General features: G+C 64.6%; 25 protein-coding genes and 1 pseudogene. 16 read left to right on the top strand and 10 right to left on the bottom strand.

Annotation, left to right across the window (positions count from 1 at the left end; all coding sequences use genetic code 11):
- Nucleotides 1-76 precede the first annotated feature (76 nt).
- On the bottom strand, nucleotides 77-493 hold the full coding sequence (locus ACSFC7_RS08415) for a thiol-disulfide oxidoreductase DCC family protein (protein WP_436347264.1): 417 nt from the start codon (nucleotides 491-493) through the stop codon (nucleotides 77-79).
- Nucleotides 494-638: 145 nt separating this feature from the next.
- On the opposite strand from ACSFC7_RS08415, the gene gpmI reads away from it, so the two are divergent.
- The 4 genes from gpmI (at nucleotide 639) to ACSFC7_RS08395 (ending at nucleotide 6,239) form a co-directional block, all read left to right on the top strand.
- Nucleotides 639-2,267, top strand: coding sequence for a 2,3-bisphosphoglycerate-independent phosphoglycerate mutase (gene gpmI, locus ACSFC7_RS08410; protein WP_436347263.1), 1,629 nt, complete (start codon nucleotides 639-641; stop codon nucleotides 2,265-2,267).
- A 454-nt stretch (nucleotides 2,268-2,721) separates the two neighbouring features.
- A complete protein-coding gene (locus ACSFC7_RS08405; protein ID WP_436347262.1) occupies nucleotides 2,722-4,353 on the top strand; it encodes a fibronectin type III domain-containing protein in 1,632 nt (543 codons plus the stop codon).
- A 124-nt stretch (nucleotides 4,354-4,477) separates the two neighbouring features.
- Nucleotides 4,478-5,764: an O-acetylhomoserine aminocarboxypropyltransferase/cysteine synthase family protein gene (locus tag ACSFC7_RS08400; protein WP_436347261.1), complete on the top strand. Its 1,287-nt coding sequence runs from the start codon at nucleotides 4,478-4,480 to the stop codon at nucleotides 5,762-5,764.
- An 85-nt stretch (nucleotides 5,765-5,849) separates the two neighbouring features.
- Nucleotides 5,850-6,239 carry a DUF7522 family protein gene (locus tag ACSFC7_RS08395; protein WP_436347260.1) on the top strand — a complete coding sequence of 130 codons (390 nt, stop codon included), beginning with the start codon at nucleotides 5,850-5,852 and terminating at the stop codon, nucleotides 6,237-6,239.
- Here the strand turns inward: ACSFC7_RS08395 and ACSFC7_RS08390 are convergent.
- Complete coding sequence (locus ACSFC7_RS08390; protein WP_436347259.1) at nucleotides 6,236-6,418, bottom strand: hypothetical protein; 183 nt, start codon at nucleotides 6,416-6,418, stop codon at nucleotides 6,236-6,238. The genes ACSFC7_RS08395 and ACSFC7_RS08390 overlap by 4 nt on opposite strands.
- A 191-nt stretch (nucleotides 6,419-6,609) precedes the next feature.
- Here ACSFC7_RS08390 and ACSFC7_RS08385 point away from each other — a divergent pair, with 191 nt between their 5' ends.
- Nucleotides 6,610-7,134 (top strand): DUF5813 family protein, encoded by a 525-nt coding sequence (locus ACSFC7_RS08385; RefSeq protein WP_436347258.1) that lies wholly within the window; start codon nucleotides 6,610-6,612, stop codon nucleotides 7,132-7,134.
- Nucleotides 7,135-7,932: 798 nt separating this feature from the next.
- Here ACSFC7_RS08385 and ACSFC7_RS08380 read toward each other — a convergent pair.
- A complete protein-coding gene (locus tag ACSFC7_RS08380; protein ID WP_436347257.1) occupies nucleotides 7,933-8,163 on the bottom strand; it encodes an Lrp/AsnC ligand binding domain-containing protein in 231 nt (76 codons plus the stop codon).
- 121 nt (nucleotides 8,164-8,284) lie between these two features.
- On the opposite strand from ACSFC7_RS08380, the gene ACSFC7_RS08375 reads away from it, so the two are divergent.
- Both ACSFC7_RS08375 and ACSFC7_RS08370 read left to right on the top strand, forming a co-directional pair.
- Nucleotides 8,285-9,004, top strand: coding sequence for a potassium channel family protein (locus tag ACSFC7_RS08375; RefSeq protein ID WP_436347256.1), 720 nt, complete (start codon nucleotides 8,285-8,287; stop codon nucleotides 9,002-9,004).
- Complete coding sequence (locus ACSFC7_RS08370; RefSeq protein WP_436347255.1) at nucleotides 9,004-9,234, top strand: Lrp/AsnC family transcriptional regulator; 231 nt, start codon at nucleotides 9,004-9,006, stop codon at nucleotides 9,232-9,234. Before ACSFC7_RS08375 ends, ACSFC7_RS08370 begins: the two co-directional genes overlap by 1 nt.
- A 280-nt stretch (nucleotides 9,235-9,514) precedes the next feature.
- Here ACSFC7_RS08370 and tmk read toward each other — a convergent pair whose 3' ends face one another.
- Nucleotides 9,515-10,117 (bottom strand): dTMP kinase, encoded by a 603-nt coding sequence (gene tmk, locus ACSFC7_RS08365; protein WP_436347254.1) that lies wholly within the window; start codon nucleotides 10,115-10,117, stop codon nucleotides 9,515-9,517.
- A 106-nt stretch (nucleotides 10,118-10,223) separates the two neighbouring features.
- On the opposite strand from tmk, the gene ACSFC7_RS08360 reads away from it, so the two are divergent.
- The 5 genes from ACSFC7_RS08360 to ACSFC7_RS08340 all read left to right on the top strand — a co-directional run bounded on the left by ACSFC7_RS08360 (nucleotide 10,224) and on the right by ACSFC7_RS08340 (nucleotide 15,386).
- Nucleotides 10,224-11,144 (top strand): complex I NDUFA9 subunit family protein, encoded by a 921-nt coding sequence (locus ACSFC7_RS08360; protein WP_436347253.1) that lies wholly within the window; start codon nucleotides 10,224-10,226, stop codon nucleotides 11,142-11,144.
- 276 nt (nucleotides 11,145-11,420) lie between these two features.
- Nucleotides 11,421-12,599 (top strand): tubulin/FtsZ family protein, encoded by a 1,179-nt coding sequence (locus tag ACSFC7_RS08355; RefSeq protein ID WP_436347252.1) that lies wholly within the window; start codon nucleotides 11,421-11,423, stop codon nucleotides 12,597-12,599.
- Nucleotides 12,600-12,766: 167 nt separating this feature from the next.
- The gene (gene cofC, locus ACSFC7_RS08350) at nucleotides 12,767-13,465 is read left to right on the top strand and encodes a 2-phospho-L-lactate guanylyltransferase (protein WP_436347251.1); all 699 of its coding nucleotides are present in this window, start codon (nucleotides 12,767-12,769) and stop codon (nucleotides 13,463-13,465) included.
- A gap of 65 nt (nucleotides 13,466-13,530) precedes the next feature.
- A complete protein-coding gene (gene cofG / locus ACSFC7_RS08345; protein WP_436347250.1) occupies nucleotides 13,531-14,712 on the top strand; it encodes a 7,8-didemethyl-8-hydroxy-5-deazariboflavin synthase subunit CofG in 1,182 nt (393 codons plus the stop codon).
- Between the two features lie 131 nt (nucleotides 14,713-14,843).
- A complete protein-coding gene (locus ACSFC7_RS08340; RefSeq protein WP_436347249.1) occupies nucleotides 14,844-15,386 on the top strand; it encodes an Hsp20/alpha crystallin family protein in 543 nt (180 codons plus the stop codon).
- Between the two features lie 80 nt (nucleotides 15,387-15,466).
- Here the strand turns inward: ACSFC7_RS08340 and ACSFC7_RS08335 are convergent.
- From ACSFC7_RS08335 to cofH, 4 genes and pseudogenes are all read right to left on the bottom strand, one after another.
- Nucleotides 15,467-15,919, bottom strand: a pseudogene (locus ACSFC7_RS08335) (nucleoside deaminase).
- 48 nt (nucleotides 15,920-15,967) lie between these two features.
- Entirely contained in the window at nucleotides 15,968-16,726 is a 759-nt protein-coding gene (locus ACSFC7_RS08330; RefSeq protein WP_436347248.1) for an SDR family NAD(P)-dependent oxidoreductase, read from the bottom strand.
- Between the two features lie 112 nt (nucleotides 16,727-16,838).
- Nucleotides 16,839-17,111, bottom strand: coding sequence for a hypothetical protein (locus ACSFC7_RS08325; protein WP_436347247.1), 273 nt, complete (start codon nucleotides 17,109-17,111; stop codon nucleotides 16,839-16,841).
- Nucleotides 17,112-17,147: 36 nt separating this feature from the next.
- Nucleotides 17,148-18,530 carry a 7,8-didemethyl-8-hydroxy-5-deazariboflavin synthase subunit CofH gene (gene cofH / locus ACSFC7_RS08320; RefSeq protein ID WP_436347246.1) on the bottom strand — a complete coding sequence of 461 codons (1,383 nt, stop codon included), beginning with the start codon at nucleotides 18,528-18,530 and terminating at the stop codon, nucleotides 17,148-17,150.
- A 163-nt stretch (nucleotides 18,531-18,693) separates the two neighbouring features.
- On the opposite strand from cofH, the gene ACSFC7_RS08315 reads away from it, so the two are divergent.
- The 4 genes from ACSFC7_RS08315 (at nucleotide 18,694) to ACSFC7_RS08300 (ending at nucleotide 22,035) form a co-directional block, all read left to right on the top strand.
- A complete protein-coding gene (locus ACSFC7_RS08315) occupies nucleotides 18,694-20,058 on the top strand; it encodes an MFS transporter (protein WP_436347245.1) in 1,365 nt (454 codons plus the stop codon).
- Between the two features lie 110 nt (nucleotides 20,059-20,168).
- Nucleotides 20,169-21,188 (top strand): phosphoribosylaminoimidazolesuccinocarboxamide synthase, encoded by a 1,020-nt coding sequence (locus ACSFC7_RS08310; protein WP_436347244.1) that lies wholly within the window; start codon nucleotides 20,169-20,171, stop codon nucleotides 21,186-21,188.
- A gap of 239 nt (nucleotides 21,189-21,427) precedes the next feature.
- Nucleotides 21,428-21,640 (top strand): hypothetical protein, encoded by a 213-nt coding sequence (locus ACSFC7_RS08305; RefSeq protein ID WP_436347243.1) that lies wholly within the window; start codon nucleotides 21,428-21,430, stop codon nucleotides 21,638-21,640.
- 131 nt (nucleotides 21,641-21,771) lie between these two features.
- Nucleotides 21,772-22,035: a ubiquitin-like small modifier protein 1 gene (locus ACSFC7_RS08300; protein ID WP_436347242.1), complete on the top strand. Its 264-nt coding sequence runs from the start codon at nucleotides 21,772-21,774 to the stop codon at nucleotides 22,033-22,035.
- Between the two features lie 145 nt (nucleotides 22,036-22,180).
- Here ACSFC7_RS08300 and ACSFC7_RS08295 read toward each other — a convergent pair whose 3' ends face one another.
- Together ACSFC7_RS08295 and ahbB are read right to left on the bottom strand one after the other, a co-directional pair.
- A complete protein-coding gene (locus ACSFC7_RS08295; protein ID WP_436347241.1) occupies nucleotides 22,181-22,384 on the bottom strand; it encodes an Mn2+/Fe2+ transporter in 204 nt (67 codons plus the stop codon).
- A gap of 485 nt (nucleotides 22,385-22,869) precedes the next feature.
- Nucleotides 22,870-23,910: a siroheme decarboxylase subunit beta gene (gene ahbB / locus ACSFC7_RS08290; protein ID WP_436347240.1), complete on the bottom strand. Its 1,041-nt coding sequence runs from the start codon at nucleotides 23,908-23,910 to the stop codon at nucleotides 22,870-22,872.
- Nucleotides 23,911-24,091: the final 181 nt, after the last annotated feature.

Here is a 24,091-nt window from a genome sequence, read left to right as displayed (position 1 = left end):
GGCTCGAGTGCAGCGAACGCTTCCCGACGTACTATCTCCTTCACCGCGACTGTCTGGAAGAGGCGATAAAACCGACTCACTCGAGAAACCGTTCTTGCACGTTCCCGGTCGGCATCATGCACTGCTCTTTCCGGCCGAAGAGCCGATAGCGGTGTTCGGCGACGAGGTCGTACGCCCAGTCGCGCAGCCGTCGCGGGAGGTATCGGCAGGGGCCGAGCAGTCGGTAGACGCCGCCGAGCAACCGGGCGATTCGGATCACCGCGCCGGATTTCACGTACACGTCGTCGCCCTCGATCAGGACGACGGAGTCGAGGTCGTGACCCTCGAGGCCGTGGTCGGCGAGCAACTGCTGGCCGACGTCGGACTGCAGCGACGCGAAGTGGAACTGTCCCTCCGTGTCCCGAGGAACGACGAACTGCACGAAGCCGTGACAGAGGTTGCAGACGCCGTCGAAGAGGACGATCGGGGCGTCCTCCGGGATGTCCGTGCCCATCGGATACCGTCCGGTTGGGGGGAGCGATAATTCAGCGTTCCGGTTGCCCGAGAGGCGGACGGTGACTGGATTCGGTCGCCCCATCGCTCGTGGCCGTCCGCGCGACAACGACAGCTAATTACGGACCGCAGGTGACCCGTCGCACATGGACGCAGCGCTGATCATCCTCGACGGGTGGGGACTCGGCGACGGAACGAGCAGAGACGCCGTCGAGGCGGCCGAGACGCCGTCGTTCGACCGGCTGGCAGCGGAGGGCGCCTACGGCACGCTCGAGGTCGCCGGTAGACGGGTCGGCCTCCCCGACGGCCAGATGGGCAACAGCGAGGTCGGCCACCTGAACATCGGGGCCGGACGGGTCGTCCACCAGGAGTACACCCGCATCTCGGACTCGATCGCGGACGGCTCCTTCCGGGAGAACGACGCGATCAACGCGGCGTTCTCGCGAGCGTCAGCGAGTGAGGGCTCGTCGAACGACAGTTCGACGGCGTTCGATCACGCACGCGAAAACGGGGGGAGGGTCCACTTCCTCGGACTCGTCAGCGACGGCGGGGTTCACTCGGATCAAGAGCACCTCCACGCGCTGATCGAACTGGCGGCCGACCGCGACGTCGAGGCCGTCACCCACGCGTTCACCGACGGTCGAGACACCTCGCCGACGGGCGGTCGAGCGTATCTCTCCACGCTCGAGTCGGTCGTCGACGAACACGGGACGGGCGACGTGGCGACGGTCTCGGGCCGGTACTACGCGATGGATCGCGACCAGAACTGGGAGCGAACGAACCGCGCATACGACGCGATCGTCAACCGGGAGGCCGAGTGGACCGCCGAGTCGGCCGTCGACGCCGTCGAGGCGTCCTACGACCGCGGAGAGATGGACGAGTTCGTCGAGCCGACCGTTATCGAGGGCCGACCGGCACTCGAGGACGGCGATTCGGTCGTCTGGTTCAACTTCCGTTCGGACCGCGCTCGCCAGCTTACGCGGATGCTCGCGGATATCCGACCGGAGGACTGGGCGGACGAGTTCGAGACCAGTCCGCCGGAGACCGAGGTCGTCGTGCTGACCCAGTACGACAAGACGTTCGACCTCCCGGTCGCATACCCGCCGAACCAGCCCGAACAGGTGCTCGGCGAGGTGCTCGCCGACGCGGGCAAGACGCAGCTCCGGATCGCGGAATCCGAGAAGTACGCCCACGTCACCTACTTCCTGAACGGGGGCCGCGAGGTCGAGTTCGACGGCGAGATCCGGAAGATCGTCGAGAGTCCCGACGTGCCGACCTACGACCTGCAACCAGAGATGAGCGCGCCGGAAGTGACCGACACGGCGATTTCTACCATCGAATCCAACAATCCGGACGTCCTCGTGCTCAACTACGCCAATCCCGACATGGTCGGTCACACGGGCGACTACGAGGCCGCCATCGAGGCCGTCGAGGCCGTCGACACGCAACTCGGGCGGCTTACGGACGCACTCCGAACGGCCGGTTCACACGTCCTCATCACGGCAGACCACGGCAACGCGGACGATATGGGAACCGAGGAGGACCCCCACACCGCACACACGTACAATCTCGTTCCGTTCGTCTATACCGCTCCGGACGGCACCGACGGCGGTGAGCGAACCGGCGACGGTTCGCGATACTCGTCGGAGCACCGCTCCGACGGTGGTCGGACGGTTCGCGAGGGCGGCACGCTCGCCGACATCGCGCCGACGATGCTCGAGTTGATCGGCATCGCGCAGCCGCCGGAGATGACCGGCGAGCCGTTGCTCGAGTAGGATCGAGACGTTCGATCCGCGATGACACGGTGTGTTTCGGTATTGAAAGGTTGCGTGCAGTTGAGAAACGGCCAATGTGCGCCCCGTTTTATCGAAGCTATTAAACGCTCGATACGTGTTGTCGAACCGACACCACGCCGGACGCTCCTCGCGGACGTCTCGACAACGGCATTCGTCGGAGTCGCCGACTATCTCGCGACGAGCAGGGAACACGAGGCGACGATCAGCGAAACGCTCGTTCGCGAGGACGCGACCGTTCCGCTCGTACGGCGCACCTGACGGCGCGCCGGGTTCTTTTCACACGCTCCCCTGTGGGACCGGTCCGAATATCTCCCCATCGCGATAGACGATGTCGCGGACCGAATCGCCTACTGCTCTCGAACGGTGGCGTTCCGTTCCCAAGTGCCGCCGTTATAGAAAAGGTATTAATTCACGAATTTCAACAGGTTCGTGCATGGGACACCACATTGACGTATCCAGTGTTTGTCACCGAGCGATGGTCTGTTTCGTCGTCGCGCTCGTCTCGAGCGCCGCGCTTATGGCACCCGTCGCGGGGAGTTCACCGTCGACGGCTGCGACGACGGATGCGGACGGCCCGTCCGTCGACACCGCCTGGGCCGACGTTCTCAACGATACTGCCGTCATCGTCGCCGCGAATCTCACCGACTTCGGCGATACGGCGGAAGCGGACGTCTGGTTCGAGTACCGCGAAAACGGCTCGGACGAGCGGTGGGCCGCTTCGGCAGCCGAGCGTACGAACTCGACGGGGGCAGTTACGGACCATCTCACCGGCCTCGAGCCGGGGACACAGTACGAGTACCGCGCCGTCGCGGAGACGTCAACCGGGATCGATCGGGGTGAACCGCTGACGATCAGGACGCTTGCGGACAGACCCGAGGCGACGACTACCGGCACGACCGATATCGGCACGGACGAGGCGACGCTCGTTACCGACGTGACCGACCTCGGCGGCAAATCGTCGGCCGAGGTCTGGTTCTCGTACAGTCGAACCGACGACGACGAACCGCACTCGGACTGGGCGGAGACGCCGAAACAGACGGTCGAATCGACCGGTGCGGTGTCACAGCTCGTCGACGGTCTCGAGTCCGGAACCGAGTACGAGTTCACCTCACATATCCGCACCGAGGAGGAACACGGGCTTTCGACCGGCTACGAACGCTTTACGACGGAGACACCCTTCACCGTCGAGACCGGCGTTGCGACGGTCGAAGAAACGAGGGCGACCCTGACCGGCGAGATTACCGACTTCGGCGGCGCCGAGTCTGCGACCGCCGAGTTCGAGTACCGGCCGGACGGTGCCAGCAACTGGACGGCGACCGAGTCGGTCGATCCGGGATCGGCGGGCCAGGTTAGCGCCGACGTCGCCGACCTCGAGCCCGGTACCGACTACGAGTTCCGGGTCGTCGGCGCGGCGGCCGACGGCGACTCGGCCGTCGGCGCGATCGAGGCGTTCGCAACGCTCGCCGACCCAGCCGTCGAAACCGGTTCCGTAACCGCCGTCGACGACGAGTCGGCGACGGTGACCGGCGAACTCGCCGACCTCGGCGGTGCCGACTCGGCGACCGTCGCTATCCAGTATCGCGCGGCGGGCGAGACCGCGTGGCACGAGTCAGACGGTGAGACGCTCACGACTACCGGTACGTTCGACGCCGCGATCACGGGCCTCGAGTCCGGGACGGAATACGAGTACCGGGCCGTCGTCCGCGCCGATGGCACCACCGAGACGGGTGCGACGACGACATTGACCACCGACGTTGGGGCGCACGAACCGACCGTCGACGTCCTCTCGGGCAGCGAAGATAGCTCGCCGAATCCACACGCCGAACTCGCCGTCGATTGGCGCGTCACCGACGCGGACGGCGACCTCTCGAGCGTCTCGGTGACGATTCGAGACGGGAGCGGACAGGTCGTCGATCGGACCCTCGAATCGGTCGGCGGCGACGTCGCCAGTGGCTCGCTTACCGAAGGAGTGAAACACGGTGCCGGCGACACGTACGAAGTCACCCTCGAGGTCGAAGACGGGACCGAAACCGTCGTCACGGAACGAACGACCATCGAGGCGTAACGACTCGACCGCGTCACTCGAGTTGACGCCACGGTCGGATCGCACCGTCGAACGATATGCGGGTCTTCTCGGCCGAACACGATAGACTGAACACTTTATTAGCGGTGGCTCTGACGGAACGGTTATGAGAGACGATACCGACGATCACGAGTTCGCCACGAACAGCGTCCACGCCGGCCAGGAACCCGATCCGACGACGGGCGCTCGAGCGCCGCCGATCTACCAGACCACCTCCTACGAGTTCGAGGACACCGATCACGCCGCGGCCCTGTTCGGACTGGAGGAGATGGGCAACATCTACTCGCGGATCATGAACCCGACGAACGCGATGTTAGAGGAGCGCATCGCGACGCTCGAGGGCGGCGTCGGCGCGCTCGCCACGGCGTCGGGGATGGCCGCCTTCGATCTGGCGACGTTCATTCTGGCGGACGTGGGCGACAACATCGTCTCGGCGTCCTCGCTCTACGGCGGGACGTACACCTACCTCACGCACACCGTCGCGAAACGCGGGATCGAGACGAAGTTCGTCGATACGCTGGATTACGAGGCCTACGCCGAGGCGATCGACGACGACACCGCGTTCGTTCACCTCGAGACGATCGGCAACCCGGCGCTCGTTACGCCCGATATCGAACGCATCGCCGACATCGCCCACGAGCATAACGTGCCGTTATTCGTGGACAACACGTTCGCGACGCCGTATCTATGCCGGCCGCTCGAGCACGGCGCGGACCTCGTCTGGAACTCGACGACGAAGTGGCTCCACGGGGCCGGGTCGACGGTCGGCGGCGTGCTGGTCGACGGCGGCTCGTTCCCGTGGGACGACGGTGACTATCCCGAGATCTCGGAGCCGAATCCGGCCTACCACGGCGTCAACTTCTACGAGACGTTCGGCGACATGGCCTTTTCCGTCGTCGCACGAACCCGCGGCCTGCGCGATCTGGGCAACCAGCAGTCGCCGTTCGACGCCTGGACGACGCTCCAGAAACTCGAGTCGCTGCCCCTGCGGATGGAAAAGCACTGCGAGAACGCGATGGCCGTCGCGGAGTTCCTCGAGGATCACGACGCCGTCGACTGGGTGAACTACCCCGGCCTCGAGAGCCACGAGACCCACGAGAACGCGAGGGAGTACCTCGAGGGTGGGTACGGCGGCATGATCACCTTCGGTCTCGAAGGTGGGTACGACGCTGCCGAAACCGTCTGTAACGAGGTCGACCTCGCGAGCCTGCTGGCGAACGTCGGCGACGCGAAGACGCTGATCATCCACCCCGCGAGCACGACCCACCAGCAACTCACCGAGGAGGAGAAACTGGCGAGCGGCACCACCGACGACCTCGTGCGGCTCTCGGTCGGGATCGAGGACGTCGACGACGTGATCGCCGACCTCGAGCGGGCGATCGACGCCGTCTGATATCGCCGTCGCTGCGGGCGATTCCCGTCTCGATCGATCGGCGACAGCCCCTGTGGTTAAGGTCTCGGGGTTCGATCCATCAACTATGCCTACTGGATTACTTACCGACGACGCGACAGATCAGATCGTCACGACCTGTCGGACGGCCATCGGCGACAGCCTTCGCTCGGCGACGTACTTCACCCGCGACGATTACCAGCAGCTCTACCTCCGCAACGATCTGGAACGCGACGCCGATCTCTCGACCTTCATCGGCCACGAGTGGCGCGGCTTCAAAACGGCCCAGACCGCCTACGAGGGGTCGGAACTCGGCGACTACAACTACACGATTCGGGTCTTCGACAACGGCTTCCTGATCCGCGTCACCAACGACAGCGAGGGCGTCTTGGTCACGACTGACGGGCTCACGGTCAAGGACTTCGAAGAAGTTGCGACGGCGCTCAACTCGTTCCTCAGCGGGCGGGCGCTCGACTAACGCTCCGATTGTTCGGTCGGTCGGTTTCGGTCCGTATCGTCGCGATGATCGCGGTCGCGTTCCCCCTCGAGAGTTCCACTCGAGCGGGTACCGATCGGCAATCCACTCCCGAGTTCGCCGTCGATACCGAGGAGGCGGGCGAACCGGCGTCGTTCGGCGGCATGTCTATCGAGACTCATGCCGTCGAAAAACGGCAATATCCGTTGTAGTTATGTAGCCCATTTGTCGCAGAAATGACTAGCTACGATCGTGAAACGATCCCGCCGCTGTCTTGCGATTTCCTCGATTTAACTGTTTCATAGGGCCGAACGGAAGCCGACACGGGGACCACAACGTAACATCCTTTTTCGTTACGCCCGTTAGTCCGACAATGACCGATCTCCCGGACCCCGTCGCAGACGAACTCGAGTCACACGACGCGTTCGAACCGGCCGACGACGGCTACGAACTCACGACGACCGTCTTCGACGCGGCCGTCACCGCGACCGAGGCGGAGGGGAAGCGAGACGGCGAGTTTCACGTCACCGTCACGCTTCCGACGCTCGATACCGCCGTCGCGGGCGAAGCCGTCGCCAGCGCCGTCGAGGACGGCTGGTTCGACACGCTCGAGCGCCGCCTCGAGGACGTCTTCACCGTCGCGCACACGAGCACGCACGACGAACCAGTCGTCGAACGCGGTGCGACCGACGTCACCGTGACCCTCGAGTACGTCGCCTGGGACGCCGGTGAGGGTGTCGACGACGCCAAAGCCCTGATCGAGTACGTCGAAGGCACGTACGCGCAGGGGATCATCCCCGGCTACGAGTATCAGGGCGAGGCTGCGACGCTGCTCGAGAACGCCCAGAGCCGCGGTCAGCAGGCGAGTGAGGGCGAGAGCGGCGGCATGCCGATGTAGTACGAAGTTTTGCTCTGCGGGCGCGGCGGAGCCGCGCCCTCGGCAAAAATTCGATTAAAAGCACTCCTCCTTCCTCTGCGCTCGTTTCACTCGCTCCGAGTCAGTCGTCGGCCCGAGCGAAACGCACTCACGCGTTTCGGTCGGTGAACGGCAGCGCTCGGGTTTTTCAAACCGCTCGCTCGCCGATGCGACATTCGTGGAACGATTCATCGGTCGTCGTCCGCTTGCTCTCTGCTGGGATCGGATTGCAAGTCGCTCAGATGGCCGGGAGTACGTCGCGAGTACTACGAGAACCGCACGACCCTACGGAAGCGCGTGCGCTTCCGAGCTGTGAGGGACCGGGGGTCCCTCGAGCAGTCGGCGTGGCCCGAAAATCAGAGATTTTCGGCATCACGAAAGATCTTTGATCTTTCGAACGACTTCGCGCCGACGACCTCGCGGAAGCAAAGCTTCCGCTCAACGGGGCAGGGTAGGCTGTTGCCCAGAAAATCACCGCGAGTGAGCGTAGCGAACGAGCGGGCCGACGACTGATGTGAGTGACCGAAGGGAACGAACGGAAGGAGGTGGAGCGCTTTTCATGCCGAGTGCGGTCACTTTGCGACCGCACGTGGTTCGAGACGCCTTTGGCGTCTCGTCATCAAGCGAGACCTTCGGTCTCGCGGACCTCGCGAATTCTGGCGGGACGTAGTCCCGCTGACCTCGCGGGAGCTTCGCTCCCGCTTAGCTCCGATTCGCTCAGTCACGAGAGAGCTTCGCTCTCTCGAACGACAGCGAAAAAGTTTGGCGCAAAAGTTCGCTTTAGTCCATCGCGATGTACGTCTTCGTATCCGTAACACCCTCGAGCGACTGCACACCCGAGGAGACGGCCTCGAGGACGTTGTACACCTCGGGGGCGTCGATCTCCGCGATGATGTCGTAGGTGCCCGCGACGATGTGGGCATCGGAAACCGACTCGACGTCCCGGATCGACTCGAGGAGCCCCTCCGATTTTCCGGCGGCCGTCTTGACCATAATAAACGCGTGAACCATTCTCGAAGGTGTGGTACACTTTCGCATGACTAAAACCTTTGCCCGTCTCCCGACACTGTTCGACTGGTTGGCATGGTAGATCGGCGCAAGCTTATTGCCGGGGGGAAGCGTACCCCTGTGCATGCGGTTCGTGATCATCGGGGCAGGACGGGTTGGCCTGCGCACGGCGCGCGTTCTTCGAGAAGAAGGCCACGAGGTGTCGGTAATCGAACGAGACGAGGCGATGATTCGTCGGGCCCGAAGTCAGGGGTTCGCCGTCGTCGAGGGCGACGGTTCCCACGAGGACGTCCTCGAGGAGGCCGGCATCGCCGACGCCGACGCGCTGGGTGCGCTGACCGGCGACCTGAACGTCAACTTCACCGCGTGTATGATCGCCAACCACTACGGCTGTCGGACGATCATGCGGATCGACGAGGCCTATCGCGAGGGGATCTACCGCAAGTACGCCGACGAGGTCGACGAGGTGATTTACCCCGAACGCCTCGGCGCCATTGGCGCGAAAAACGCCCTGCTCGGCGGCACCATCCGCGCCATCGCGGACATCGCACCCCACCTGCAGGTCGTCGAACTCACGATCACGAAAGAAGCCCCGGTCAACGGCTACACGATCAGCGAACTGCAACTGCCCGCCCACGCGACCGTCCTCGCCTTCGGCAAGCGCGAGCAGGACCTCGGACTCCCGGACGCAGACCTCTCGCTCGAGGACGGCGATCGACTCGTCGTGCTCGCGGACTACGACGTGTTGAGCGAGGTTCGACAGCTCCTCGTCGGCGAGTCGGCGACGGAAGCGGCCGCGAACAGGGGTTCGGACGCGACGTCGGGCACTGGAGGTGTCAACTGATGGTTACAGCATTTATCATGGTCAAGGCGAACACCGGCGAGGCGGATCGGCTCCGAGACAGCATCGAAACGATCGAGGGCGTTCAGTCGGCCCACATCGTCGCCGGCGACGTCGACATCATCGCGAAAGCGCGCGTCGAGACACCCGCCGCGGTCAAAGAGATCGCGGCGACCCAGATTCAGGGCATCGAGGGCATCGAGGATACACAGACGTACATCGCGATGGACTAGAGACCAGCTTTTACCCTGCGGTCTGTCTCGCTGACGGCAGCGACGCTGCCGTCAGCGCGATGTCCCTCGGTAAAACCTGGACCAAAAGCACTCCTCCCTCCGTTCCCTCGCTCCTGCAAGTCGCTCGTTCACGTCGGTCGTCGGCCCGCTCGCTCCCTCCGATCGCTCACGGTGACTGTCGGTGAATCGCCTGCCCTTCCCCGGGTCGTACGCCGCTCGCAGTACTCGCGACGCACTCCCGGCCACAGAACTCGGCCACAAAATCCGATTCAGTTCTTGATTACTCGTCTTCGACCGCGTCGGCCAGCACTTCACGCACTTCCTCGAGCACTCTTTCTGGCTCCTGCGTCGCATCTATCCGCACGAACCGGTCCGGGTCGCGCTCGAGCAACCGCTCGTAGTTCGCGTGGACCGACTCGAGGTAGTCCGCGTGTTCGAACTTGTTCGTCGCACCCGCGCGCTCCGCGGCCGTCTCGGGGTCGAGATCGAGATAGATCGTCAGGTCGGGTTCGATGGTAAACGGCTCGTGGACGTCGACGACGTACTCGAGCGGATCCGTCCCCGCGAGGCGCTCGTACGCTTCGAGGGTCGCCCCCTGATAGGCGAAGCGGGAGTCGGAGTAGCGATCGGAGATGACGAGATCGTCGCGCTCGAGCGCCGGTTCGATCACGCGCGAGAGGTGGTCGGCGTGATCGGCGGTGTAGAGAAACAGTTCCGCGAGCGAGTCGGCGTCGTCGTCTCCGATCGAGCGGTAGACGGCGTCGCCGTACCAGGAGTCGTTCGTCGGTTCGCGGGTGAAGACGGCGTCAGGGTAGACCTTCCGTAAGGCCTCCCAGACCGTCGTCTTGCCGCTGCCGTCCAGTCCCTCGAGCGTGACCAGCATGCTCGCACCTCGTGGCGAGAGCTACTTATTCCAATCTATCGAGACCAGCGGATACCAACTAGCGGAGGCGCTCAGCTATTTATCGCTGCGTGGGGATATTCTACGTATGAAGGTGCTCGTCGCCGGCGGCACCGGCTTCATCGGGACAAATCTCTGTACGGAACTCGACGACCGCGGCCACGACGTGACGGCGCTCTCTCGCGATCCCGGCGGGAACGACCTCCCCGCGGACGTCGACCGCGCGATGGGCGACGTCAGCGCGTACGACTCCATCGTCGACACCGTCGCGGGTCACGACGCCGTCGTCAATCTCGTCTCGCTCTCGCCGTTGTACCAGCCGCCGGCCGACACGGACCACGAGACCGTCCACCTCGGCGGCACGGCGAACCTCGTCCGGGCCGCCGAGGACGGCGGCGTCGATCGATTCGTTCAGATGAGCGGGCTCGGCGCGGATCCGGACGCTCCGACGGAGTTCCTCCAGGCGAAGGGCAAGGCCGAGGACGTCGTCCGAGACTCGCACCTCGCGTGGACGATTTTCCGTCCCTCCGTCGTCTTCGGCGACGGCGCCGAGTTCCTCGAGTTCACGAAACGGGTGTCGACCCCGTTCGTAACCGGGCTCCCGGAGGGTGGCGACACGCGGTTCCAGCCCATCTGGGTCGGTGATCTGGTCCCCCTGCTCGCGGACGCGCTCGAGGACAGCAGCCACGTCGGCGAAATCTACGAGATCGCCGGCCCGCAGATCGTCACGCTCGCGGACGCCACGAAGCTGGCCTACGCGGCCGAGGGGAAGTCCGTCAGGATCCTCTCGGTCCCGATGTCGGTGACGAAACTCGGGTTGACCGCGGCCGGGGCTATTCCGCTCGTTCCCTTCGGTCCGGACCAGGCGCGGTCGCTCGAGATGAACAACACCGTCGTCACCAACGACGTGACCGCGTTCGGCGTCTCGGACGCCGAACTGACGACGCTCGGGGCGTATCTCGGCGTCGAGCCAGATACGCGTCACAAGTCACAGCAGAAATCTGCCTGACACGTTCGGCATCGCTTCGCCGACGCTCGATCGTCGGTTCGGCGTCGTTCGGTTCCAGATGGGGTACTCAAGGGTGGATATATTGGCCCAAAGATTTAGTATAAAGAACAGAACTGGCACCGATACCAACCCGTTTCTCGAGTGAATTTATCGACGACAACCCGGCGCTTGCTATCGATTTCTCGGAACACAAAAGAAGAAGAGACATTCAACTCAACAAAAGACTTATGTCCTTGATCACACTGTTACCAATTCAACGGAGCCCCCTTACAAACAATGAAGCTGGCGATGATCGGATTCGGACAGGCTGGTGGCAAAATCGTCGATCGATTCCTCGATTACGACGATCGGACGGGTAGCGGAATCGTCCGCGCGGCGATTGCCGTCAACTCCGCGAAAGCGGACCTCATCGGTCTCGAGAATATTCCACAGGAGAACCGCGTACTCATCGGCCAGGCCCGCGTAAAGGGCCACGGCGTGGGTGCAGACAACGAACTCGGCGCGGAAGTCGCCGAGGAGGACATCGACGAGGTGCAAAACGCCATCGACGCGATTCCGACCCACGAGGTCGACGCGTTTCTGGTCGTCGCCGGCATGGGTGGCGGAACCGGATCCGGCGGTGCGCCTGTCCTCGCCAAACATCTGAAACGAATCTACACGATTCCCGTCTACGGCCTCGGCGTGCTCCCGGGCACCGACGAGGGTGGAATCTACACGCTCAACGCGGCCAGATCGTTCCAGACGTTCGTCCGCGAAGTAGACAATCTGATGGTCTTCGACAACGACTCCTGGCGACAGACCGGCGAGTCCGTTGAAGGCGGCTACGATCAGATCAACGAAGAGATCGTCCGACGGTTCGGCATTCTCTTCGGTGCGGGTGAAGTCGGCGACGGGCAGGAAGTCGCCGAGAGTGTCGTCGACTCCTCCGAGATCATCAACACGCTCTCGGGCGGCGGTGTCTCGACGGTCGGCTTCGCGAGCGAGGAGGTCGAACTGAACACGAGCGGCGGTCTCCTCTCGCGCTTTACCGGTGACAGCGGCGCAGAAGACGGCCTCGACGCCGCGAACACGACCAACCGCATCACGAGCCTCGTCCGCAAGGCCGCACTCGGGCGGCTGACGCTTCCGTGTGAGATCGAAGGCACCGAGCGCGCGCTGCTCGTCGTCTCCGGTCCGTCGGAGTATCTCAACCGGAAAGGCATCGAGCGCGGGCGGAAGTGGCTCGAGGAGGAAACGGGCAGTATGGAGGTCCGCGGCGGCGACTTCCCGCAGGAAGAGCCGGAAGTCGCTGCGGCGCTCCTGCTCTCGGGTGTGAACAACGTCCCGCGAATCAAGCGTCTCCAGCAGGTCGCCATCGAGGCACAGGACAACATGGAGGACATCCAGCAGGAGAGCGAGGAGAACCTCGAAGAACTCGTCGAAGACGACGAGGACGAACTCGAGCCGCTGTTCTAGGCTCACACTTCTTTCGCGGCTCGACGACGCCAGCGGCCGCGCTCGTGTCGGGGGCACGATGCGGTCGAGCGATTCCGGTGTCGGCGATCGATTGTGAGTGCGAGTAGCCCAGTAGTACGGTCTCGGGTTCGACGTGTTTTTGGCCGCGTCCGAACAACCGTCGGTCGATGCACGTCGTCGTCCCGTTCGCCGCGACCGACCCGAAGACGCGCCTCGAGTCGGTACTCTCCCCCGCGGAGCGGTCGACGTTCGCACGAGCCATGCTCGCGGACGTTCTCGCTGCGGTCGTCGAGGCGGGGTACGAGCCGACGGTGATATCGACAGCACCGCTCGAACTCGACGACGAACTCGCGCTCGCGGATCACGTTCTCGAATCGGTCTCGGTCGCCGTAGACGATCGGTCACTGACCGATGCGGTCAACGCACGGCTTCCGGAGGGCGACGAGCGTACGGACGGGAACGCCGACGTTGCCGTCGCCGTCGTCATGGCTGACCTGGCACTCGCGACGACCGACGCGCTCGCGGAACTCTTCTCGGCCGACGCCGCCGTCGCGATCGCACCCGGGCGGGGCGGTGGCACGAACGCCCTCGTCGTTCGCCACCCCGGATTTCGGGTCGACTACCACGGGGCGTCCTATCTGGACCACTGCGAGATCGCGAACGAGGCGGGTGCGAGCCTCGAGACGGTCGACTCCTTCCGGTTGGGGACCGATATCGACGAGCCCGAGGACCTCGTCGAGGTGCTCGTACACGGCGACGAGAGCGCTCGTGCGCCGACGTCGCTCCGCGAACTCGGATTCGAACTCGAGCGACGGGACGGCCGCGTCGGCGTCGCCAGACGAGCGGACTCGGGGCGGGAGCAGTAGCCGGCGACGAACGGCGTTCGGGAGAAGTGAAGCGCTTATGTGTCGAGCGACGGGACTCCGAGGTAATGTTCCCCGGGGCGAGCGAGTACGGTGTCGACATCGCGGTCGACGACGCGGCGGTCGACGATCTGCTCTCAGTCACGCCCGACGACGTCGAGGCACCGCCGGCGTTGACCTTCGCGCGAAACGTCTTCGTGCCGCTGACGACGGCGTGTCGCTACACCTGTACCTACTGTACGTACTTCGACGCGCCCGGACAGGCCTCCCTGCTCACGCTCGAGGAGGTCCGCGACATCTGCGCGCGCGGCGCCGACGCGGGCTGTACGGAGGCCCTCTTTACGTTCGGTGACGATCCCGACGACCGGTACACCGAGATTCACGCGCAACTCGAGGAGTGGGGTCACGACTCCATCCACACCTACCTGCGGGAGGCCTGCGAGGTCGCCCTCGAGGAAGGGCTGCTTCCCCACGCCAATCCGGGCGACCAGACCCGCGAGCAGATGGCCGAAGTCGCCGACGTCAACGCCAGCATGGGCGTGATGCTCGAGACGACCGCCGAGGTCGGTGCTCACGCCGGCCCGCGGCGGAAAGAACCGGGACAGCGCCTGCGAACCATCGAGAACGCCGGCGAACTCGACGTCGCCTTCACGACCGGTATTCTGGTCGGCATCGGCGAGACGTGGCGCGACCGCGCGGAGAGCCTGCTCGCGATTCGCGAACTGCACGAGCGCTACGACCACGTTCAGGAGGTGATCGTCCAGCCCGTGATGAACAACGAGCGCTGGTCGGAGGGCTCCCCCGACCTCGAGACGATGCGTCGGGTGACGGCGATGGCTCGCGCTGCGTTACCCGAAGAAATCTCCGTGCAGGTGCCGCCGAACCTCGCGCCCGCTCGCGACCTGATCGACTGCGGCGTCGACGACCTGGGCGGGGTGTCGCCGATCACGGACGACCACATCAATCCCGACTACACGTGGCCCGCGCTGCGCGAACTCGAGGAGATCGCTGCGTCGGCGGATCTGCCGCTCGGCGAACGGCTTCCCGTTTACGAACGGTTCCTGCCGGCCGACCTGCGAACCGACGCGTTCGACGGCGTGGCTGTCGAGGGAACGGTTGGTGCGAGTGACGGTCGTGATCCGAACGCGGATCGCGAGTGGGTTTCGCCGACGATTCGGGCGGCACTCGAGGCCGACGACGAGGCCGGGAAGCGGTATCGGCGCGTACTCCGTCAGGAACCCGACGAGTAACGATCGTTTGCGGTAACCGTTCATCCGAGTTGCGCCGGATCGCTTATGGTGAACTGGATGCCATGGATTAGCATGGTGTGTCATACCATGACAGTACTGATCGACAGTCGGAACACGAGAGGTGGGTCCCGATGAGCGAAGAACGGTCGGACGAGAACGGGGACGAGGACGACGCAGCCCCGTCCCGATCCGACGACGAGCGAGCGGATCCGAGCGGCTTCCACCTCGAGGCCGGGTTGCGGCCGTTGAAGGACCTCCTCGGTAATCTGGTCGAAGTCACCGTTACGAACGCCCCGCCGCCGTCAGAAGAGACCACCGACTGGTCGTCCGTAGACGACGACTCATCGGGGCGATCCGTGAGCGAACCGAGCCAGCCGGCCGACCGCGACCGAACGAGTCGGCCCCGAAAGAATCGCCGGCGCACGTCGCCGTCCGACGGATACCTCGTCGACACCCGACGCGAAGACGGGGAATTCGTCGTCACCGCCGATATTCCTGATGCGAGCAGGGACGATCTCTCCATCGGGATCGATCCCCGGACGAACGAACTGGTGATCGGCGTGGCGGGAACCGCCCTCGAGCGCATCGACCCGCCCTGGCGGTCGGTCGAGGCGACGAAGGTGTGGTTCAACAACGGCGTTCTCGAGGTGCGATTGCGGCCGGACGCGTCGTAACCGCGCCGGTCCGCGACGTTCGCGCTCGCTGCCGGCGGCGAACGCTATCGCACGGTACTCGAGTCGTCGCCCGCACCGCGCTAGAAAAATGCCTCGTGGACCGCGATCCCTTCGTCCTCGAGGACCGGGCCCTCCACTGTCGTCGAGCCACCGGCCCGGTCGACGACTTCCTCGCAGGGAATCTCGATCAGCCCATCGTCCCGAAGCGCCGCGATTGACTCCACGGAAACGCTGTAGACGACCCGGCCGAGTGCCGCATAGACGATCGCACTCGCACACATCGGACACGGTTCCGTGCTGGTGTACATCGTACACGACTCGCGCTCGCTCGGCTCGAGTTCGCTGGCGGCCTAGCGAGCCAGTTTGAACTCGGGATGGGCGGCGATATCGTCGTCGGTGCGGGTCGTGTTCTCGGCCGTCCGGACGACCGCGTCGTCGACGACGAGCAGCGACCCGAACGGGGTGTTTCCGTCGTCGACCGCCGCTCGCGAGAGCTCGATCGCCCGCCGGATGTGGGATTCGTCGGTCGTCATCGTCGGGCAGTTCGTCGCCAGCACTGAAACGCCTGTTCGCCCCGGCGATCACGTACAGGAGAATCCGCCGTCGACGATCAATGCCTGGCCGGTGATCCAGTCGGCCTCGTCGCTCGCCAGAAACAGCATCGCGTTGGCGATGTCCTCCGGTCGCCCGAGTCGCTTGAGCGGATAGTACTTGGACATCTCCTCCTTCGTCGCCTCCCACTCCTCTTCGGTGCGGTTCTTCCGGGGCATCGCCGTATCCGTCACGCCCGGACAGACCGCGTTCGCCCGGACGCCGTGGGGGCCGACCTCCGCCGCGACCGTCCGCGTGAAGTTGACGACGGCTCCCTTGGTCAACGAGTAGGCGCCGAGCTGTGGCGCGCCGATAACGCCCGCGAGCGACGCCGTGTTGACGATCGCGCCCGCTCCCTGCTCCTTGAAGTGGGGAATAACGGCGTGACAGCCGTTCCAGACGCCCTTGACGTTGACGTCGATGATTCGGTCGCGTTCGTCTTCACCGATATCCTCGACGTTCGCACGCTGGTGGCTGACCCCTGCATTGTTCACCATGATATCGAGGCCGTACTCCGCGACCGTCTCGTCGACGGCCGCGTGGACCGCGTCCGCGTCGGTGACGTCGAGTTCGAGTGCGGTTCCCGTCTGACCGGCTTCCTCGATCCGGTCTACCGTCTCCTCGACGCCCTCGAGGTCGACGTCGGCGGCGACGACCGTCGCCCCTTCCGCGGCGAACAGTTGCGCTGCTTCGCGTCCGAGTCCCGATCCGGCACCCGTGATAAATGCTGTCTTGCCTTCGAGTCGCATACGCATGCCTTCTCGAGAATCGTTATAAAGGATCGCTCCGCTGTACCGGCCTGCCGGTTCGAGCGGGTACGGTCGACTGACGGACTCGAGTCGACCTTCCGACTCGTTCGGACTACCGAATGCGGAACTGCTTCGAACCGGTCGCCGTGAGCGTCGCCGGCTCGTGCAGCGTCACGATCCGTCCGGTCGGCGTCGACTCGACCTCGGCGCTGGCGTCGACCGCCTCGAGGCTGCCGAGTAACTTCGCTTTCGGCGGTTTCTGGGCGGCGCCGCAGTCGTAGATCGTAAGCAAGCCGTGCTCGCTCGCCTCGCGCTCGTAGACCACGATGTGGGCGTGATTGGGCAGGCGCCAGCGATCGTCGTCGATCGGGACGAGGTGGTTCATATCGGCTCTACGGCCGATACCTGCAAAAAGACTGTCTCAGTCGTCGGCCGGAACCGTTTGCTCCGCGCGTTCGTCGGCGTCAAGCAGCGGCGTCCCGTCGGCTTTCGGTCCGAGTTGCGGACCGAACGGCGGATCGTCCGGATCGATCACGCGGCGCGTCTCGTAGTCGGTCGAGCGCTCGACCGGGACGCGGCCGACCGAGGAGATCATCTCCACGTAGTCGTCGAACGAGCGGAACTCGCCGTGCTCGCCTCCGGCGCGGGTCGTGATCTCCTCGGAGAGGATCGTCCCCATGAAGTCGTCGGCGCCACAGGAGAGCATCTTCAGCCCCTGCTCGTCGCCGTACTTGACCCACGACGACTGGACGTGGTCGATGTTGTCGAGGAAGAGTCGGGCGACGGCGATCATGAGTTCGTCCTCGTCGATGCTCGCCCCGCCGGAGACGACGTCGTGTTCGAACAGTGGCGTGTTCTGGTGGATAAAGGAGAGCGGCACGAACTCCGTGATCGCGCCGTCGACGCGCTCCTGGAGGTCGCGGACCCGTTTTAAGTGCATCGCGCGGTGGGCCTCGTTGTCGACGTGACCGTACATGATCGTCGCGGTCAGGCCGAGGCCGACGCTCGCGGCGGCCTCCATCGCCTCGAGCCAGTCGTCGGTGCCGATCTTGCCGGGACAGATGACGTCCCGAACCTCGTCGACGAGGATTTCGGCGGCCGTGCCGGGCACCGTGTCGAGGCCGGCCTCCTTCAGACGGCCGTAGACCTCCTCGTAGGACCAGTCGGTGCCCCGCCGGGCGTGGTAGCCCTCCTCGGGCGTCATCGAGTGGACGTGGACGTCGTCGACGCTCATCGCGTCCATCTGTTCGGCGTAGGTGCCGGGATCGGTCGCGTACCGCTCGGGCGGCTTGTAGTTGACTGCCTTCGGCTCGGGGTGGGTCTCGAGGATCTCGCGGTGTTCCGCGTCGAGCGCGAACGCGGGGTGCAGTCCGGAGACCGAGGTCACCTCGTAGACGCCGCGCTCGACGGCGTCCGCGACGATCTCGCGCGATTCCGCGGGCGTTTTCGTAAAGCCCGCCGTCTCGACCTCGCTGTCCCGTTCGAAAGTGTGTGCGGCGTCCTTGAAGTTACAGAACAGACAGCCCACGTTACAGGCCGTCGTGACGTTGTTGTTGATATTCGCTACGAAGGTGACCTCGTCGCCGACGACCTCGGCGCGGCGTCGGTCGGCCGCCTCGAGCACCTGTTCCTTGCGCGTTCGATCGATACCCTCGACGTCCGTCCCGGTCGTAAGTAACTCGATCGCGTCGTCGACCGTCAGTCGGTCGCCGGCGCGTGCGTTCGCGAGTGCGTTCTCGAACGACTGGTCGGTTTCGGGAACGTGCTCGAACGTGAGGTCTGCCTCGGTCACCGGTCGCTCCATTGGCATATCAATGCCCGTACAGCGAGAAAAGCGTGCTGGATTGTGGATCGACCGCCCGACCGAATACCGGCCGCATTCGGACGCGACTGTGCAGTTGCTGTTGCTCAGCCTACATGTTTCGTTCCGAAAGGATGAACCTCCGGTAGGCCGGGGTGGTAGACGAATGGGACTCCGGACACGGACGAGGCTGCAGTTGCGGCGGGACGAACCGGCGTACATCGTCGGAGCGATTTCGGGTGCCCACTTCCTCTCCCACGTCTACCTGCTCGCGTTCCCGCCGCTGTTCCCGTTGCTCGGGGCCGAGTTCGGCCTCACGACGGCACAGCTCGGCCTGCTCGTCACGGCGATCTATCTCCCGACGCTGTTCCTACAGATTCCGCTGGGCGAACTCGTCGACCGGATCGGCGCCAAACGGATTCTCGTCGGCGGACTCCTCGTCACGTCCCTGGGCGTGACGCTCTCCGGACTGGCGACGTCGTACTGGCTGTTGCTCGCGTTCGCGTTCCTGTCGGGCATCGGGCAGTCGGTCTTTCACCCCGCGGACTACGCGTTCCTCGGGAGCGTGACGGACGGCGAGAACCAGGGGAAGGCGTTCAGTCTGCACACGTTCGGCGGCTTCGCCGGCTTCGCCGCCGCACCCGTGTTGTTGGGCGGGATCGGCATCAGATACGGCTGGCAGACGGCGCTGTTCGCGGCCGGATCGCTCGGGTTCGTCTACGCCGCCGTACTGCTGGTGACGGCTGCACCGGTCTACAGACGGCAGATTCGCGAGGAAGCGGCGCCCGCGGCGGGTTCCGAGGTGCTCGACGCCGATCCCGGTTCCGACGAACTCGATGCTGCCCCGTCTCCCGACGAACTCGATGCTGCCCCGTCTCCCGACGAACTCGAGGACGAACCCGATCCCGATGCGAGCGGCGACGGCGGGTTCGTCGCGACCGTCTCGCAACTGCTCCAGCCGAGACTGCTCGTCGTCTTCGGCTTCTACCTGCTCTCGATGATGGCGATCGTCGCGCTCCAGTCGTTTACGACGGTGTTCGCCGTCGACTCGCTCGGCTTCGACGACGCGAGCGCGAACAACCTGCTGACCGCGTATCTCGTCGGGACGGCGATCGGCGTCATCGCGGGCGGGCCGCTCGCCGATCGCGTCCCGTTTCAGCCGGTCCTCGTCGTCGCGTTCGTCACCGCCGCAGCGGGCGTCTTCCTCGCCGTGATCGTCCCGTCGTCCGCGGGGTTCGTCGCGATCGCTGCCCTCTTTACGAGTATCGGCCTGGCGATCGGCGTCGCCCTCCCGTCGCGCGATACGTTCGCGACCACCGTCGCCGAAGCCGGCTCGACCGGCAAGAGCTTCGGCTTCTTCTTCACGGGGCTCTCGCTGGGTGCGGTGATCAGCCCGGCGCTGCTCGGAGCGCTCATCGACGCCCGATCGATCGTCGCCGCGTTCCTCGTCGTCGTCGGCATTCTGCTCGTGGCCGCGTCGGTGATCGTCGTCGTCTCGCTGGTCGATAGACGGCGGGCTGGCGGGGCGTGACGAATTCCGGACGGACTCGAGACGCCGCCGGATACTGAAACCTTCTTAGGGTCCGGCCACGGCAACTGGGGTATGAACCGCGGCGGCGGCCACGTCCTGGGGTGTCTCGTATGACGAGTGTCAAAGAATTCCGCATCGAGGCGGAAGCGACCGACGAGGAACTCGGCGAGGGCTCGTTCGTCTTCACCGACGCCTACTCGGTGTTCGACTGGGGGCAGATGCCCGATCAGATCCCCGAGAAGGGCGCGAGCCTCTGTGCGATGGGCGCGTACAACTTCGAACTGCTCGAGTCCGAGGGCGTCCCGACCCACTACCGCGGTGTTGTCGAGAACGGCGACCTCGTCCCCCTCGCCGACTCGTCGCGTCCGCCCTGGGAGATGGCCATCGACCTCACGCAGGTACCCGACCTGCCAAACGAAGGCCGGAAGTACGATTACGACCGCTATCACGACGCGGCCGGCGAGAACTACCTGATCCCGCTCGAGGTCGTCTTCCGCAATCGCGTGCCGGTCGGCTCGAGTCTGCGCCGGCGAACCGATCCCGAAGACCACGGACTCGAGTTCGAAAGCTGGCCCGAGGAGGCCGTCGACCTCGAGGATCCGATCGTCGAGTTCTCGACGAAGTACGAGGAGGGCGACCGGTATCTCGATCGGTCTGAGGCCGACGCGATCGCCGGCCGAGCGGATATCGAGGCCCTCGAAGACGTCGCCCGCGAGGTCAACCGGATCGTCACCGAGCAGGCCGAATCGGCCGGGCTGGTCCACGAGGACGGCAAGATCGAGTGCCTCTATTATCGAGGCGAGATCCGCGTCGCCGACGTCGTCGGCACGTTCGACGAGAACCGCTTCAGCTACGAGGGCACCCAGCTTTCGAAGGAGGTCCTCCGCCAGTACCACAAGCGCACCCAGCCCGGGTGGGTTCAGGCCGTCAAGGCCGCGAAGGCCGAGGCGAAACGGGAGGACGTCGCGGACTGGAAGTCGCTCTGCGAGGTGGAGCCGGAGGCGCTCGAGGAGGGCGTGATCGGGACGGCTCGGGATCTCTACTGTGCCGGCGCCAACGCTTACGTCGGCCGAGAGCTGTTCGACGCGCCGCCGCTCTCGAGTGCGATCGGCGCGGTGCAGCGACTATAGCGATCGGCCACTCCAGCGCGCGCCGCGGTCCAGCCGGTCCGTCTCGAACCGTGACACTCGTTATCCGAACTCGCGTCCACTCCAGATTCTGTCACGGCGAGACGATCGTCGGTCCGTTTCACGTCGAGGTGTAGTCGGGCGGTTTCGACTCAGTTCTGTGCAGTTCGCTACCCATTCCCATCCACTGTTTGAAAAGTAACCCTCATATTGCGGGCCGAGAAACAGACGCTCGAGTACCGATGTCCCTCGCTGCCAGTGGAATCGTCACGAGCATCGTCCCGTTCGACCCTACGTACGGCGTCACGATCGTCGCGAGTATCATGCTCGCCGTGATCGTCCTCGCGATGGTCTTCTTCGCCGTCGCGCCGCTCGTCTCCGACTCGTGGGCCGACCAGTTGAGTGCGACGAGCACGTCGTCGGCCGCGCCGAGCGCCGAGCCGAGCGACGACTGAAGTTCGCGGTTCGTTTTTTGGTAGTTGCTGACGTCGGCCGATCGGACCTCGAGTAAGCCGTCCACTCGTTCGGATTGGTTCGAATCGAGGATCGCCGTTATGGTCTTCCGGAGCCAGTCTCGCGTACGACCATGGAGATCACGGTGTACGGGCCGTTACGAAGCGCGACCGGGACGAAGACGGTGTCGCTCGCGTTCGAGGGATCGACAGTCGCCGACGCCGTCGACGAGTTCGCGAACGCGTATCCGCGGGCAGCGCAGTACCTCTACGACGACGGCGATCTGCGGCCGAGCGTCCGCGTCTCGGTCGACGGCGAGCGCGCGGGGCTCGAGGATCCGGTTTCGGACGACGCGTCGCTGGCGCTGGTGCCCGCCGTTCAGGGTGGGTCTCGATAGTCGTGATCGATCGGAGATCGATCGTACTGTAGAATGAGTGGAAGGCGAACACACCGAAGGTCTTGCTCACGTGGCTCCGTTGAAGTCTGGCCTCTGAAGACAGGTTTGGAACTCCCGCGGTAAGTACAGGGACGATACTGACCGATTAGAGGGTCTCAACGAGCCGTTCCAGTGTGGCAACTAATCGGTAAAGGAGATAGGTAACAGACAAACCGATTCCCAACCAGAGCCACGTCACGGCGACGCCTCCATTCGCGGTCTGCCCGGTACCGATGAGACCGATAGCCGCGAAGGTGACAAGAACGCCACCCACGACGACATCATCGCTAAAATCCCCCTCGGAGAGCATATCTCCTCCTTCCTATTCGATCAGCATCAATATTGCGAATTTTCAACGTCCGGATCAGAGATAATATCTGCTCAGTTCGCATCTGGAATCCACTCCCTCTTTCTGAGATCTCTTCTGAAAGTGGATTTTCAATAACGCCACTCACGTGTCAACTAGGATTACCACGCCCTCCCCAACCGATTTCTCCTCACGGCGCGACACGCCGTCTGCTCACGGACCGTCGGTCCGTTTGCTCACGGCGGCAAAGCCGCCGTTCGCATGGTATGCGGGACCGAAGGTCTCGCACTACTCGCATGGTCTGCGAGACCTGCGGTCTCGCACTATTCGCACGGCATGGTACGCGGGACCGGAGGTCCAGCGCTATTCGCTCTCGAGGCGCTCCCGCCGGTCGCGCCTCGCAGCCAGCGCGCCCCACCGCACGTGACTCGAACGGTCCGACTGTCGACTGCGAGAGGAGCATCGGCACCCGTCGAGATCAGCGACGATCAGTGACCGACGAGTTCCTCGTAGCGCGCGCCGGTCTGTTTCAGCGTCTCGGTCGAGTAGAGTCGCTCGTGGTCGGCGGAGAGATAGTCGGCAGCCAACTCGTCGATCTTGGCGTCGACGGCCGCCGGGTCGCGGCCGTGAATCATCGTAAACAGGTTGTACGACCAGCCCTGGTCGGGCCGTCGAGGCCGGTGGTAACAGAGCGTGACGTAGGGCAGTCCGCCCGCGCGCTCGCCCCACGCGTCGAGGTCCTCGTCCGGGACGTCCCAGACGACCATGCAGTTCGAGTCGAACCCGGTGACGACGTGGTTGACCACGCAGCCGATGCGCTTGATACAGCCGGTCTCGGTAAGTCGTTCGATTCTCTCGAGGACGTCCTCGACGTCCGCCTCGAGTCGAGCCGCGATGTCTCGGTAGGGCGTTCTCGAGAGCGGGAAGCCGTTCTGGATCGCGAGCAGGAGGTCGGCCTCGAACGCGGAGAGGTCGCCGGTCGCCTCCTCGCTCATCCGGGTCGCGGAGGAGTCCGTCCCCTCGTCTATCGACTCTCGCGCGAACCGATCCGCGTTGACCACCGGGAACTCGAGGTCGATGTAGTAATCCGTCAGCATCGGCAGGTTCAACACCGCACAGCCGGTTCGCTCCTCGATCTCGGCGAGGATCTCGTCGCGCGTCGCCCGCGAACCCGCGGTGACGACGAACCACATGTTCCACTCGTGATCGCGAGCGTAGTTGTGATTGACCTGCTGGTACTCGTTGACGATCGCGGCGACCTCCGCGAACCGATCGTCGGGTGCCCGGACGGCCGCCAGCGTCGACGAGCCGATCACCGGCGGGTTGAGGACGGCTCCGAACCGCCGGACGATACCGGCATCGTGGAGTCGGCTGACCCGCTCGAGTGCCTCGGCCTCGTCGATTCCGAGCGCCGAGCCGATACGGCGAAAGGGGTGTTCCGCAATGGGGACGCCGCTCTGGTAGCCGTCGATGAGAGCCGCATCGACGTCGTCGATCGACTCGCGCCAGTCCCCCGAGAGGGTGCTCATTGAGTGAGCTAGGGAGAACACGACCGTATTGTTTTCGGGTCCGGTCGAGCGCTGGTGGGTATCGCGCTCATCCACGACCGGATCGAATCGGATCGCACCGGCAGGTTCTGCCGCAGCCGCCGGCGAAAGCGGTACGAAACGGACCGATTTCTGGTACTGTTCCCGCTGCTGGCCGAAAAAC

This window comes from Natronorubrum halobium, from assembly GCF_051351675.1.
Taxonomy (GTDB): Archaea; Halobacteriota; Halobacteria; order Halobacteriales; family Natrialbaceae; genus Natronorubrum.
Note: the sequence above shows the minus strand (reverse complement) of the source record. Positions and strands in the feature narration are given on the sequence as shown.